The sequence below is a fragment of the Sphingomonas palmae genome, assembly GCF_900109565.1.
Taxonomy (GTDB): domain Bacteria; phylum Pseudomonadota; class Alphaproteobacteria; order Sphingomonadales; family Sphingomonadaceae; genus Sphingomonas; species Sphingomonas palmae.
On sequence record NZ_FNZZ01000002.1, the window covers coordinates 268419 to 281520 of the forward strand.

At 67.9% G+C, this 13102-nt stretch carries 12 protein-coding genes; 2 read left to right on the forward strand and 10 right to left on the reverse strand.

The window, feature by feature from the left end:
* Positions 1 to 12: 12 nt before the first annotated feature.
* From BMW51_RS05810 to BMW51_RS05825, 4 genes are read right to left on the reverse strand one after another with little or no spacing between them, the layout of a single operon-like run.
* Positions 13 to 300: a hypothetical protein gene (locus BMW51_RS05810; RefSeq protein WP_143051817.1), complete on the reverse strand. Its 288-nt coding sequence runs from the start codon at positions 298 to 300 to the stop codon at positions 13 to 15.
* 24 nt (positions 301 to 324) lie between these two features.
* Positions 325 to 2562, reverse strand: coding sequence for a ribonuclease R family protein (locus BMW51_RS05815; RefSeq protein ID WP_093005066.1), 2238 nt, complete (start codon positions 2560 to 2562; stop codon positions 325 to 327).
* 60 nt (positions 2563 to 2622) lie between these two features.
* Entirely contained in the window at positions 2623 to 4155 is a 1533-nt protein-coding gene (proS, locus tag BMW51_RS05820) for a proline--tRNA ligase (RefSeq protein ID WP_093004334.1), read from the reverse strand.
* Between the two features lie 55 nt (positions 4156 to 4210).
* Positions 4211 to 5140 carry a right-handed parallel beta-helix repeat-containing protein gene (locus tag BMW51_RS05825; RefSeq protein ID WP_093004336.1) on the reverse strand — a complete coding sequence of 310 codons (930 nt, stop codon included), beginning with the start codon at positions 5138 to 5140 and terminating at the stop codon, positions 4211 to 4213.
* Between the two features lie 231 nt (positions 5141 to 5371).
* Between BMW51_RS05825 and BMW51_RS05830 the strand changes: the two genes are divergently transcribed.
* Entirely contained in the window at positions 5372 to 6796 is a 1425-nt protein-coding gene (locus tag BMW51_RS05830; protein WP_093005068.1) for an aldehyde dehydrogenase family protein, read from the forward strand.
* 69 nt (positions 6797 to 6865) lie between these two features.
* Positions 6866 to 8080, forward strand: coding sequence for an alginate export family protein (locus BMW51_RS05835; RefSeq protein ID WP_093005070.1), 1215 nt, complete (start codon positions 6866 to 6868; stop codon positions 8078 to 8080).
* A 19-nt stretch (positions 8081 to 8099) separates the two neighbouring features.
* On the opposite strand, the gene BMW51_RS05840 is transcribed toward BMW51_RS05835, so the two are convergent.
* The 6 genes from BMW51_RS05840 to BMW51_RS05865 form a co-directional block, all read right to left on the reverse strand.
* A complete protein-coding gene (locus tag BMW51_RS05840; RefSeq protein WP_093004338.1) occupies positions 8100 to 8795 on the reverse strand; it encodes a TetR family transcriptional regulator in 696 nt (231 codons plus the stop codon).
* 109 nt (positions 8796 to 8904) lie between these two features.
* Entirely contained in the window at positions 8905 to 9798 is an 894-nt protein-coding gene (gene mmsB, locus BMW51_RS05845; RefSeq protein WP_093004340.1) for a 3-hydroxyisobutyrate dehydrogenase, read from the reverse strand.
* The gene (locus tag BMW51_RS05850) at positions 9798 to 10061 is read right to left on the reverse strand and encodes a hypothetical protein (RefSeq protein ID WP_093004342.1); all 264 of its coding nucleotides are present in this window, start codon (positions 10059 to 10061) and stop codon (positions 9798 to 9800) included. The genes mmsB and BMW51_RS05850 overlap by 1 nt, the downstream gene beginning before the upstream one ends.
* A gap of 1 nt (position 10062) precedes the next feature.
* Entirely contained in the window at positions 10063 to 10839 is a 777-nt protein-coding gene (locus BMW51_RS05855; RefSeq protein ID WP_093004344.1) for an enoyl-CoA hydratase, read from the reverse strand.
* Positions 10840 to 10873: 34 nt separating this feature from the next.
* Positions 10874 to 11920: an enoyl-CoA hydratase/isomerase family protein gene (locus tag BMW51_RS05860; protein WP_093004346.1), complete on the reverse strand. Its 1047-nt coding sequence runs from the start codon at positions 11918 to 11920 to the stop codon at positions 10874 to 10876.
* Entirely contained in the window at positions 11920 to 13074 is a 1155-nt protein-coding gene (locus BMW51_RS05865) for an acyl-CoA dehydrogenase family protein (RefSeq protein ID WP_177171554.1), read from the reverse strand. The genes BMW51_RS05860 and BMW51_RS05865 overlap by 1 nt, the downstream gene beginning before the upstream one ends.
* Positions 13075 to 13102 lie beyond the last annotated feature (28 nt).

Consider the following 13102-nt stretch of genomic DNA (forward strand, 5'->3'; position numbering starts at 1 on the left):
CGCCGATCGCCCCTATCCGCCGATCGCCATCGCTCCCGCCGCGGCGAAACCGGCGAGCGCGATCCCGCCGAGTACGCGCGCGAGCGACTCCTTGCGGAAGTCAGACAGCCGCGACTGGTCGAGCCAGAAGCGGCCCTGCTTCACCTCGACCAGCAGGCCGAAATCGGTCATCCGTTTGAACAGCCGCGTCTCCATGCGACCCTTGGGCGCGTAAGGCAGCGCGGCGTCGGGCTTGGTCGCGCCGGCCTCGACGAAATAGTCGACGATGCGCCCGCGCGTGCGCGCGATCAGTGCTGACATTCGGTCGCCAATCATCGCTCGGTCCTATCGCTTTTTGCCGTCATGGCGGATGTTCGCCGGTCGGCCGCGTCGCTTGAGCACGCGCCCGGCCTTGTTCGGTGCGCGTTCCTTACCCGCACCACCGCGATGGCGCGAGGCCGAAGGTGGCGCGAACCGCCCCTCGGGAAGCTCGAAGCGCAGCGCACCCGACACCGGGTTCGCCTCCGCAAGTCGGAGATCGAGCCGCTGGCCGAGTGAATAGACCTCACCGCTCTGCTCGCCCGTCAGCGTGCGCGCACCCTCATCGAAGCGGAAATACTCGCCACCCAGATCGCGCACCGGCATCAACCCGTCGCCGCCGATCCCGTCGACGGTTGCGAAGAAGCCGAAGTTCGTGACGCCGGTGATCCGCACCTCGACCACCTCACCCTCGCGCTCGGCCAGGAACGCGGCGACGTAGCGATCGATCGTGTCGCGCTCCGCCTCCATCGCGCGGCGTTCCAGCTTGCTGATCTGCTCGCCCAGATGCTCGAAATTTTCGTCGCCGTTGAGCCCTCCCGGCCCGAGCGCGTAGGCCGACACCAGCGCACGATGCACCAACAGGTCGGCATAACGCCGGATCGGCGAGGTGAAGTGGCCGTAACTGCCGAGCGACAGTCCGAAATGCCCGTGGTTGAGCGGGGCGTAATAAGCCTGCGTCTGCGTGCGCAGCACCTGCTCCATCACCTGTGGCCGGTAATCGGCATCGCCGATGCGTTCGAGGATGCGGTTGAACGTCGCGGGCTTGATCACCTGCCCCATCGCGAACGGCACGCCGAACGTGTCGAGATAGTCTTTCAGCGCCACCAGCTTCTCGCGTGCAGGCGGTTCGTGGACGCGGTACATGACCGGCGCCTTTTTCGCCTCCAGCGCCTTCGCCGCCGCGACGTTCGCCGCGATCATGTAATCCTCAATCAACCGGTGCGCGTCCAATCGCTCGCGCGCGGCGACCGACATGATGCGGCCGTTCGCGTCCAACACCACGCGCCGCTCGGGCAGGTCGAGGTCGAGCGGCTCGCGCTGGTCGCGCGCCGCCGCCAGTGCGCGCCAGCAGTCCCACAGCGGACGCAGCGCGTCGATCTGCGCGCCCTCGCCCGCATCAATCGTCGCCTGCGCATCCTCGTACGCGATGTTGGCGGCGAGCCGCACGGTGGCACGGGTGAAGCGCCACGATTTCAGCGCCCCCGCCTTCGTCACCTGCAGGTGACAGGCGAGCGCGGCGCGATCCTCGCCTTCCTTCAGCGAGCACACGTCGGCCGACAGGATCTCGGGCAGCATCGGCACGACCCGGTCGGGGAAATAGACCGAGTTGCCGCGGGCACGCGCCTCGCGGTCGATTGCGCTGCCGGGGCGAACGTAGAAGCTCACATCGGCGATCGCGACGATCGCGCGCCAGCCGCCCTCGTTTGCGGGATCATCGTCGGGCGTCGCCCAGACCGCATCGTCGTGGTCGCGCGCGTCGGCGGGGTCGATCGCGACGATCGGCAGATGCGTCAAATCCTCGCGATCATTGCCCAGCTGCTGTCGCGCGACGCGCTCGGCCTCGTCGAGCGCTTCTTGCGCGAACGTGTCGGGGATGCCGTGCTTGGCAATCGCGATCAGCGAGAAGCTGCGCGGCGCGAATGGGTCGCCCAGTCGTTGCACGACGCGCGCGGTGATCCGCGGCGGTCGCCCGGCGAGCTCGGCCGAGACAAGTTCGCCCGCCTCGGCACCGCCCGCGTCCGACACGGCATACTCGCGCCGCTCCTTCTTGTCGGTGCTCTGCAAAAACAGACGATCTCCGGCCCCGCGCAGCACGCCGATCACCTGTTCGGAGGTGGGTTTCAGCACCTTCATCGGGTGCGCGGTGATCCCGCTGCCGGTCTCCTCGGTGCGCGCCAGAATACGCTCGCCGACACCCAGCGCGCCGCGCTTCTGCTCGCGCACTCGGATGCGCGGCAAGGGCGCCTCGCTGTCCCATCTCTCAGGCGTGGCCCAGACGGCGCCGCTGTCGTCGATCGTGGTGACGCGCAGCACGGTGACCTTGGGCACCCCGCCCATCTTGTGAAAGGCGCGGCCGGGCGCGGAGTCGATCAACCCCTCGTCCGCCATGTCCTTCAAGAGCGCCTTGAGCCCGATCTTCTCCTGCGCGGACAGCGCGAACGCGCGCGCGATCTCTCGCTTGCCCGCGGGCTGCGCCGATTGCGTGATGAAGTCGAGGATCTGCTCGCGGGTCGGCAGACCCGGCTTCGGTTTTCTTGGCACGCCCAACAGATAGGCGCTGCACCCGCCCGCGTCACCTGCGCGGGCGGGCTTGCCCGATAATCAGTAGGCGCGACCCACCAGCACGCGCTCCACGCACGGTTCCCCAGTAAAGATGCACTGACCTTCTGGATGCGTCTGCCCCATCGGCGCGTTGCGCAGCGTCAGCTTCAACGCCTTCAATCGCTCGACTACCTTGTCCAGCGCGTTACCGGTCGGGCGCGACCAGCGCACGTCGAGCCAGCCAGGCGTCTTGTTGCCGTCCGCGAAATGCGCCTCGACCTCAGCCCAGTCGTCGGCGGGCGTGATGTTCGCTTTCAACCGCGCGTCGGCCTCGTCGAACAGCGACTGCTGAATGTCGGCGAGCATCGCGCCCACGCCGGCGACGAACTCGTCCTTCGCCGTGCCGACGCTGTCGAGCTTGCCATCGGCACGGTACAGCCGGTCACGCCGGATCACCGACACGTTGCCCGCCGCCATGTCGCGCCCGCCGACCTCGATCACGATCGGCGCGCCCTTCTTCACCCAGCCCCAACGCTTGTTGGTCGACTTGACCGCTTTCAGGTCGAGCAGGGCGCGGACCGGCTCGCCGAGCGCGCTCTCACGTCCCAGCGCCTGTTGCAGCGTCTTGCAGTAATCGACCAGTGCGCCGTCGTCGTCGTTGTCGCGCAGCATCGGCACGATCACCACCTGCCACGGCGCGACGCGCGGCGGCACGCGAAGGCCGTCATCGTCGCCGTGCACCATGATCAGCCCGCCGATCATCCGCGTCGACACGCCCCAGCTCGTCGTGTTGGCGAGTTCGAGCTGCCCTTCGGCATTCTGGAACCGGATGTTCTGCGCGCTGGCGAAGTTGGTGCCGAGGAAGTGCGACGTGCCCGCCTGCAGCGCCTTGCCGTCCTGCATCATCGCCTCGATCGAGTAGGTCGCGACGGCACCGGGGAAACGCTCGTTCTCCGGCTTCTCGCCCGCGATCACCGGCAGCGCGACTGCGTTCTCGGCGAAGTCGCGGTAGACCTCGAGCATCTTGAGCGTCTCGTCACGTGCCTCTTCAGCCGAAGCATGCGCAGTATGCCCCTCCTGCCACAGGAACTCTGCCGTGCGCAGGAACATGCGCGTGCGCATCTCCCAGCGCACCACGTTCGCCCACTGATTGATCAAAACCGGCAGGTCGCGCCACGATTGCACCCAGCGCGAGAAGGCCGCGCCGATCACCGTCTCGCTGGTCGGGCGCACCACCAGCGGCTCTTCCAGCTTTGCGGCGGGATCGGGCACCAGCCCGCCCTTGCCGTCCGCGACCAGCCGGTGGTGCGTGACGACCGCCATCTCCTTGGCAAAGCCCTCGACGTGCTCGGCTTCCTTTTCGAAGTAGGAGAGCGGGATGAACAGCGGAAAATAGCAATTCTCGTGCCCCGTCGCCTTGATCGCGTCGTCGAGCAGCCGCTGCATCCGCTCCCAGATGCCGTAACCCCACGGGCGGATCACCATGCACCCGCGCACGCCGCTCTCCTCGGCGAGGTCGGCCTCGCTGATGACGGTCTGGTACCATTGGGCGAAATCACCCTCGCGGGTGACGGAAAGCGCGTGCTTGATCATGACGCGCCCGCGATAGCCGCGACCGCCCGCGTGATGGAAGCAAAACGTTGACGCGTCAGCGCGTCTCGTACGGCTTGATCCCCGCGCCGAGCCGGTTCTGCCCGATCGCCAGCCGATCGCCGCTCGCGTTGGCGACGAAGGAGGGCTGCTTGTCCTGTCCCGGCGCCAGCGAGGCGGTATTGCCCTCCACCTGCAGCCCCGCGGAGGAGAAATTGTGCGCTTCCGCCGCGACGACGATCATGCCCGACCAATTCTCCTTGTGCGTGCCTTGCACGAACACGTTGTCGGCGATGCGCCCGGTCCCACCCTCGGGCAGGTCGATCATGTAATTGGTCTTGCGGCCAGCCGTGTCGTCGAAGCTGTTGTTGGTGATCGACACGCGCGGCGCGCGGATCTTCACGTAATGCCCGCCGCGCCCGCGCTCGAAGCGCGAGTTGGTGATCGTCACGCTGCCGTGCGTGCCGAGATAGACCGAGTGCGCGCAATCGGGCGTCTCGTCGCACTGGCCCAGCCCCGCGAAGGTCGAATGATCGATGCGGATCCGCGTCGGCTGGTCGGTCGCGCCCAGGATGCCTTCCTGGCTGTCGAGGAACATGGAGTTGGTGACGGTCAGATCGCCCAGCTCGATGCGGATGCCCGCGCCATTGCCGTCGTCGACGCGCATGTTGCGGAACACGATGCCGTCGACCGCCGAGCCCTCGCCCCGCAGCACCAGCGCCGCCTTGCCCTCGCACGTCGTCCCGTCGAAGATCACCGCACCCGCCCGCGCAGCCTTGAACGTGATGTGCCCGGCCTGCTGCACCGCGCATTCGCGATAGGTACCCGGCGCGATCACCACGGTCGCATCCTGCCCGCGCACCGCCATCAATGCCTCGTCGAGCGTGCCGAACGACTGCCCGCTCTCCTGAATCGTGAACGGTCCGCTCCCCTGCGCCGCGGCGGGGGCGCTCAGCGCGAGAGCTAGGAAAGGCAGGAACTTGCGCATGGACGACTCCTTCGTGTGCCGCCGGCCTTGCACGCGCGCGGGTGAACGAGACCACCCGCAAAGAGGGTTAATGCCGCCCTCGCCCGCGCCCGCTGCTTAAGCGGCTGCCGAACCGTGCCAGGGCGGCACGCCGCGGCGCTGACGCCGCCCGTCACGTTTCGCCTTGCAACCGGTCGGAGCGCGCGCCATCACCCATGCCAATCCGAACGGAAAACAGCGGTGGAGAGCGCGATGCAGAGCTACCTCAAGCATTACATCAACGGCGAATGGGTCGACAGCGATGGTGGCCGCACCTATCAGGTGATCAATCCCGCGACCGAGCAGCCCTGCACCGAGATCACGCTCGGCACTCCCGCCGACGTCGACCGCGCGGTAGCGGCGGCGCGCGCTGCGTTCGAGACCTGGTCGCAGACGAGCGTCGACGAGCGCAAGGCGGTGCTCACCCGCATCATTGCCGAGTACAAGACGCGCATTCCCGATCTCGCCCGCGCGATGGCGCAGGAGATGGGTGCGCCGATCGGTCTCGCAATGGCCGCGCAGGCGCCGACCGGGCTCGGCCACTTCGCCGCGACGCTAAAGGCGCTCGACAGCTTCTCGTTTGAGGAGACGATCGGCAAGGCGCGTGTCGTCCACGAACCGCTCGGTGTTGTCGCGATGATCACGCCGTGGAACTGGCCGCTCAACCAGATCTGCGCCAAGGTCGCGCCCGCGCTCGCCGCCGGCGACACGATGATCCTGAAACCGAGCGAGGAGGCGCCGGGCTGCGCCGTCATCCTCGCCGAGATCATGCACGCGGCAGGCGTCCCCGCGGGCGTGTTCAACCTCGTCAACGGCGACGGAGCCGGCGTCGGCGCGGCGCTCAGCGCGCACCGCGGCGTCGACATGATCAGCTTCACCGGATCGACCCGCGCCGGCATCGCGGTCGCGCAGGCGGCAGCGGCAACGGTCAAGCGCGTGCATCAGGAACTGGGCGGAAAGGCCGCGAACCTGGTGCTGGAGGGCGCAGACCTCGGCAAGGTACTGCCGCCCACGGTGGCGGGCGTGCTCGCCAATTCGGGGCAGAGCTGCATCGCCCCCACCCGCCTGCTCGTGCACAAGAGCCAGGTCGAGCAGGCGACCGCTATCGTGAAGTCGATGATGGAGCAGACCCAAGTCGGCAACCCGATGGACGAGGGCCAGCATATCGGCCCGGTCGTCAACAAGGCGCAGTATGAGAAGATACAGGCGCTGATCCAGTCGGCGATCGACGAGGGCGCGACGCTCGTCACCGGTGGCCCCGGCCGCCCCGACGGGCGCAACTCGGGCTTCTTCATTCAGCCGACTTTGTTCACCGACGTGACCCCCGACATGCGCATCGCGCAGGAAGAGACCTTCGGGCCCGTCGCCACGATCACCAGCTACGACGGGATCGACGAGGGCGTGCGGATCGCGAACGATACCGAATATGGCCTGTCGGCGACGATCTCGGGCGATCCGGCAGAGGCGGCGAAGGTCGCGGGTCGCCTGCGCGCCGGTCTGGTCACCATCAACAGCTGGTCGCCCGACATTGCCGCGCCCTTTGGCGGCTACAAGCAGTCGGGCAACGGGCGCGAGAACGGAAAATACGGCCTCGCCGACTTCATGGAAGTGAAGACGATCACCGGCGCGCCCGCCTGACCTTTGGGCTGGCGCGGGGTTGCGCGCGACCCCGCGCCCGTCGCATTGGCGCCCCGCAAAGGGGTGATCATGCAGCGTTATCTTTTATCCGCGCTCGCCACGTCGCTGGCGGTCGCGGGCAGCGCCGCCGCGCAGACGGTGACGCTCGAATCGCTCGCGGAGGCGCGGCTGCGCTACGAGGGCGTCGAGCAGGATGGCCTGCCGCGCCGCTCCGACGCGGTCACGCTGCGCGCGCGCGCCGGCGTCGAGGCGCGCTACGATCGCCTCTCCGCGCTGATTGAGAGCGAGGGCACGCTCGCGATCGGCACGGCCTATTTCGACGGTTTGGAGGGCGACACCGGGCGACCGACGATCGCCGATCCGCAGAACATCGAGCTGAACCGCGCGCAGCTCTCCTACGCCGTACCCGACCGCATCACGGTTACTGCGGGTCGCCAGTACCTTGCGCTCCTTGACCAGCGCTTCGTCGGCGCGGCGAAGTTCCGGCAGAACGCGCAGACCTTCGATGCCGCGCGCGTGCAGGCAACGCTCGCGCCCAAGCTGACGCTCGATCTCAGCTACGTTTGGAACGTACGCCCGATCAACGGCATCGACGGACGCGGCGCGCGACCGCGCTCGATCGGTGGCGACAGCGTGTTCGCGCTGCTCGGCTATGCCTCGCCGGTCGGCATGCTGACCGGCTTCGCCTATCTGATCGACGCCGAAGAGGCCGCGTACCAAGGCTATCGCCTGTCGAGCCAGACCTACGGCATGCGGCTGGCGGGCAAGCGCGCGCTCGGCGGCGGCTACGCGGTCGACTACGCGCTCAGCTACGCGCATCAGAGCAACTACGCGCGCAACCCGAACGACTATGCCGCCGATTACTGGCTCGCCGAGGCGAAGCTGTCGCGCAAGGCGGTGGTCGCGACACTCGGCTACGAGGTGCTCGGCGCCGACGACGGGCGCGCGCTGACCAGCGTGCAGACGCCGTACGGATCGGTGTTCGGGTTCCAGGGCTGGGCCGACAAGTTCACGACGACGCCCGCGGACGGCGTGCGCGACCTCTACGCCGGGCTGGGTGCGCGCTGGGCGACGCTCGGGCGCGTGCGCAACGTCGAATTATCCGCCTTCGCGCACCATTACGACAGCGACCGGCTGGTGCGCAGCTACGGCGACGAGATCAACCTGCTCGCCAGCGCAGAGGTAGGCGGGGTGACGTGGTCGGCACGCTACGCCGATTATTTCGCCGACCGCTTCGCAACCGACACGCGAAAGGTCTGGCTGACCGCGGAATGGGCCCTATGACACGTTACTCGCTGACGCATCACGCGTTGCCGCACGCGCGCAGCAGCACCCCGCCGAGCACCGTGTCGGCGACCTGATCGGCGTAGCGGCGGCTCAATTCCTCGTCGATCTCGCCAACGCCGAACGACCAGCAGAGCGAGTGGCGCGCGCTGAACAGATGCTCGCACGCGCCGAACAGCGTAAAGTAGAACAGCATCGGATCGACGCGGCGGAACGCGCCTTCCGCCACGCCTTGCGCCAGGATCGCGGCGTGCGCGGCGGCGATCGGCGTCGTGAACCGTTCGGCCAGGAAGCGCGCGCTCTCTGAATCGCTGTCCGCGGTCATCGCCGCCACTAGCCGGCTGATATAGGGATAGCGCCAGTAGACGCGGATCACGCCGTGAACGTGCAGCCGCAGCTTCTCCGCCGCGCTGCGGTCGGACGCGATAAGCGCGTCGAGATGCGGAAAGACGCCGCCCGCGTCGCGCTCCAGCAACGCGCGGAACAGCCCCGGCTTGCCGCCGAAGCGGTAGTGGATCAACGCGGAGTTGAGGCCGGATCGTTCGGCGATGTCGGCGAAGGTGATGTGGACCGAGTTGCGCTCGATCATCAGCGCGCTGGCAGCGTCGAGCAGCTGGTCGGCCGAGTTGCGCCGCCGTGCCGCCCGCGCGCCCGGAGCGGACGACGGCGATCGTTCGCGCGACGGCTCACCCGCCGCCCCCCGATGGATGGGCATCCCCTGTACTCGCCCTTACTGTCGGTGCCGTTGTGGCATCCTCTCCGCCGACGAGGATAGCGCGTTTCGCGCGCCGCGCAACGAGGATTATGCCCGATCCGGGCGTGCCTCAGTCAGCGGTCGCACCCGCCCCGAATGTCTTGATGATGCCGGAAAAGTCGGTCGCGCCCTCGCCCGCGTCCGCGAACGCCTCGTACAGCTCCTTCGCACGCGTTCCCATCGGCACGTCCGCGCCCGCGTCCGCCGCAGCCGCCATCGCGAGCCGCAGGTCCTTGAGCATCAGCGCGGTCGCGAACCCGCCCTGATAGCCGCGATCGGCCGGGCTCTCGGGCCCGACACCCGGCACCGGGCAGTAGGAGGTCATCGACCAGCTCTGCGCGGTGGACACGCTGCCGACGTCGTAGAACGCCTGCGGGTCGAGCCCGAGCTTCTCAGCCAGCGCGAACGCCTCGCACGTCGCGATCATGGTGGAGGCGAGGACGAGGTTGTTGCACATCTTCACCGCCTGCCCCGCGCCGCTCGCGCCGACGTGAAACACCGATTTCGCCATCGCGTCGAGAAACGGCTTGGCCTCGGCGACGGCCTCGTTGCTGCCGCCGACCATGAAGGTCAGCGTCCCCGCATTCGCCGCCGCGATCCCGCCTGACACTGGCGCATCGACCGCTAGCAACCCGCGCGCGGTCGCCGCCTCCGCCACCCGCCGCGCGGTCGCGACGTCGATCGTCGACGAATCGATCAGCACTGCCGAGGGCGGCGCGGCATCGAACACGCTGTCGCGGTAGACCTGCTCGACGTGCGTGCCCGCGGGCAGCATCGTGATGATCGCCTCGGCACCTTCCGCCGCCTCGCGCGCGGACGCGACCGGCAGACACCCCGCCGCCTTCGCCTTGTCGAGCGCCTCGGCTGACAGGTCAAACGCGCGCACGTCGTGCCCCGCCTTCGCCAGGTTCGCGGCCATCCCGCCGCCCATGTTGCCCAGCCCGATGAAACCGACGCGTGCCATTAGCTTATCCTCTCCACATTCATTCGCCGCAGCCAGCCGCCGAACGCGCCGAGCGCGGCGATCCCACTACCGACCGCGAAACACATGCCGCCGACGATCAGGATCGTCGGCCCACCAGCGAAAAATCCCGCCATCGCCAGTGCACCCAGCAAACCCGGCAGCAGCCCGATCGCGCCGCCGATCACCAGCGGGTGCAGCCGCGTCCATCGCCCCAGCGCCGCGCCCACGAGTGCGAGCGGCAGCGCGAGGGCGATCAGTTCCACCTCACTTGCCCGACCAGTTTCCTGCGCGCTTCTCGACGAAGGCGCTCATGCCTTCCTTCTGATCGGCGGTGCCGAACAGGCCGTGGAACAGCCGCCGCTCGAACTGCACGCCCTGCGCCAGCCCCGTCTCGAACGCGGCGTTGACCATCTCCTTGTTGGCGATGACGGCGAGCGGCGCCATGCCCGCGATCGTCGCCGCGGTCTTCACCGCTTCCTCGACCAGCTCGGCGGCGGGGACGACGCGGCTGACGAGACCAGCGCGCTCGGCTTCCGCGGCGTCCATCATGCGCCCGGTCAGGCACATTTCCATCGCCTTCGCCTTGCCGACCGCGCGGGTAAGGCGCTGCGACCCGCCCATGCCGGGCGACACCGCCAGCTTGATCTCGGGCTGGCCGAACTTGGCCGTATCCGCCGCCAGGATGAAGTCGCACATCATCGCGAGCTCGCACCCGCCGCCAAGCGCATAGCCCGCGACCGCGGCGATGATCGGCTTTCTGGTCTGCGTCAGCCGCTCGTACCCGCCGAAGAAATTGCCGCCGTACATGTCGGCGAAGCCCTGCGCCTGCATTTCCTTGATATCGGCGCCGGCGGCGAACGCTTTCTCGCTGCCGGTCAGCACCGCGCAACCCTGCGACGGGTCGGCATCGAACGCGGCGAAGGCGGCGAGCAGGTCGGCGAGCACCTGGCTGTTGAGCGCGTTCAGCGCCTGCGGACGGTTGAGCGTGACCAATGTCACGCGCCCGCGCTGCTCGACCAGGATGGTTTCGTACTCGGCCATGTCAGAATTCCCTCAAAACAGTCGAACAGCGCGATCAGTCGTGCGGCGTCCACGCCTCGGCGTCAGGCAGCGGCGCGAAGATCTGGTCGATCACGTGGTCGCTCACACCCTCGGGCGTCGCCGGGTCCCACTTGGGCGCGTTATCCTTATCGACGATCACGGCGCGCACCCCTTCCAGGAAGTCGTGCCGCTGCACCACGCGGCTGCCGACCGCATATTCCTGCCGCATCTCATCGGCGAAGGTCGCCATGCCTGCGCCGTCCTTCAGCAACTTGAGCGATACCTTCATCGTCTGCGGCGACTTGGTGCGAAGCGTGGCGAGCGTCGTCTGCGCGAAGTCGGACGAGTCCGCTTCCAGCGCGGCGAATACCTCCTCCAGCCGGTCGGACGCGAACAGCCGGTCGATCGCGTCGCGCTGGGCGAGAATGCGAGCCTCGGGCGCGTCGGTCGCCAGCTCATCGAGCACCGCCTGCGGCCCGTCCGAGATCCGTGCCTTCGCTTCATCCAGCGCACTTGCCGGCAGATAATGCGTCGCGAGGCCGAGCGCACGGCATTCCGCACCATCGAGCCGGTGCCCGGTCAGCGCGAGATACTGCCCGATCCGCCCCGGCAGCCGCGACAGATACCAGCCGCCGCCCACGTCGGGGAACAACCCGATCCCCGTCTCCGGCATGGCGAGCCGCGTGTTCTCGGTCGCGACACGGTATCGGCACGGCTGCGAGATGCCGACGCCGCCGCCCATCGTGATCCCGTCCATGAACGCGACCACGTCCTTGGCATAGGTGAACAGCCGGTGGTTCATGCGGTATTCGGTGAAGAAGAACTGTCGTGCCTCGATCCCATCCTTCGCGCCGCTCTCGGCGAGCATGCGGATGTCGCCGCCCGCACAAAAACCCCTGCCCTCGGCATGGTCGATCGTGACGACGCGCACGTCCGCGTCGGTCCGCCACTCTTCCAGCGCGGCGAGCACGCCTTCACACATCGCGGTGTTGAGCGCGTGGATTGCCTTGGGCCGGTTCAGCCGGATGCGTCCGACCGCGCCCGCGGTCTCGACGATCAGGTCGTCGGTGACGTGCTCCATCACTGGCGCACCAGATCGCGGCCGACGATCATCCGCATCACCTGATTGGTGCCCTCCAGGATCGAGTGGACGCGCAGGTCGCGCCAGAAGCGCTCGATCGGGTAATCGCGCAGGTAGCCATAACCTCCGTGCAGCTGCAGCGCGCGGTCGACGATCGACGAACCGTTATCGGTCGCCAGCCGCTTCGCCATCGCGGAGAAGCGCGACTTGTCGGGCGCGTTCGCGGTCACCTTGGCAGCGGCGAGGTAGAGCAACGCGCGCGACGCCTCCAGGTCGGTCGCCATGTCGGCGAGGGTGAACTGGGTGTTCTGGAACTCGGCCACCGGCTGCCCGAACTGCTGCCGTTCCTTGGTGTAACGGATCGACTCGTCCAGACAGCGCTGCGCCCCGCCCAAGGAACACGCCCCGATGTTGAGCCGCCCGCCGTCCAGCCCCGCCATCGCGATCTTGAACCCCTCACCCTCGCCGCCGACCAGGTTGGCGGCAGGCACGCGGCAATCCTCGAAGATCACCTGCGCGGTAGGTGACGCGTTCCAACCCAGCTTCTTCTCGGGCGCACCGAACGACAGGCCGGGCGTGCCCTTCTCCACCACGATCGCGCTGATGCCGCGCGATTTCTCCTCGCCTGTGCGCACCATGCAGACGTAGACGTCGTTGTAGCCGGCGCCAGAAATGAACTGCTTTGTACCGTTCAGCACATAATGGTCGCCGTCGCGTCGCGCGGTCGCCTTCAGCGCCGCCGCGTCCGAGCCCGAACCCGGCTCGGTCAGGCAGTAGCTCGCGATCTTCTCCATCGTGACGAGTTCGGGCAGGTAACGCGCCTTCACGTCGTCGGAACCGAAGCGGTCGATCATCCACGCCGCCATGTTGTGGATCGAGATGAACGCCGACGTGGCAGGGCAGCCGTAGGCCATCGCCTCCATCACCAGCGCCGCCTCGAGCCGGCCCAGCGCGATGCCACCCGACGCTTCGCTGACATAGATCGCGCCGAACCCCAGCTCGCCCGCGGCCTTCCACACGTCGACCGGATAATGCGACTTCTCATCCCACTCGGCCGCGAACGGCGTGATCCGGTCGGCGGTAAAGCGGCGCGCGAGTTCCTGAATCTCGCGCTGGTCTTCGGTCAAATCAAACTGGTTGGTGTCGCTCATCATCGTTCAATCATGTTTGAGTTGGTGCCGT

Coding starts and splice junctions, on each gene's coding strand:
- BMW51_RS05810 (WP_143051817.1), bottom strand. CDS start 300: ATGTCAGCACTGATCGCGCGCACGCGCGGGCGCATCGTCGACTATTTC.
- proS (WP_093004334.1), bottom strand. CDS start 4,155: ATGATCAAGCACGCGCTTTCCGTCACCCGCGAGGGTGATTTCGCCCAA.
- BMW51_RS05825 (WP_093004336.1), bottom strand. CDS start 5,140: ATGCGCAAGTTCCTGCCTTTCCTAGCTCTCGCGCTGAGCGCCCCCGCC.
- BMW51_RS05830 (WP_093005068.1), top strand. CDS start 5,372: ATGCAGAGCTACCTCAAGCATTACATCAACGGCGAATGGGTCGACAGC.
- BMW51_RS05835 (WP_093005070.1), top strand. CDS start 6,866: ATGCAGCGTTATCTTTTATCCGCGCTCGCCACGTCGCTGGCGGTCGCG.
- BMW51_RS05840 (WP_093004338.1), bottom strand. CDS start 8,795: ATGCCCATCCATCGGGGGGCGGCGGGTGAGCCGTCGCGCGAACGATCG.
- mmsB (WP_093004340.1), bottom strand. CDS start 9,798: ATGGCACGCGTCGGTTTCATCGGGCTGGGCAACATGGGCGGCGGGATG.
- BMW51_RS05855 (WP_093004344.1), bottom strand. CDS start 10,839: ATGGCCGAGTACGAAACCATCCTGGTCGAGCAGCGCGGGCGCGTGACA.
- BMW51_RS05860 (WP_093004346.1), bottom strand. CDS start 11,920: ATGGAGCACGTCACCGACGACCTGATCGTCGAGACCGCGGGCGCGGTC.
- BMW51_RS05865 (WP_177171554.1), bottom strand. CDS start 13,074: ATGATGAGCGACACCAACCAGTTTGATTTGACCGAAGACCAGCGCGAG.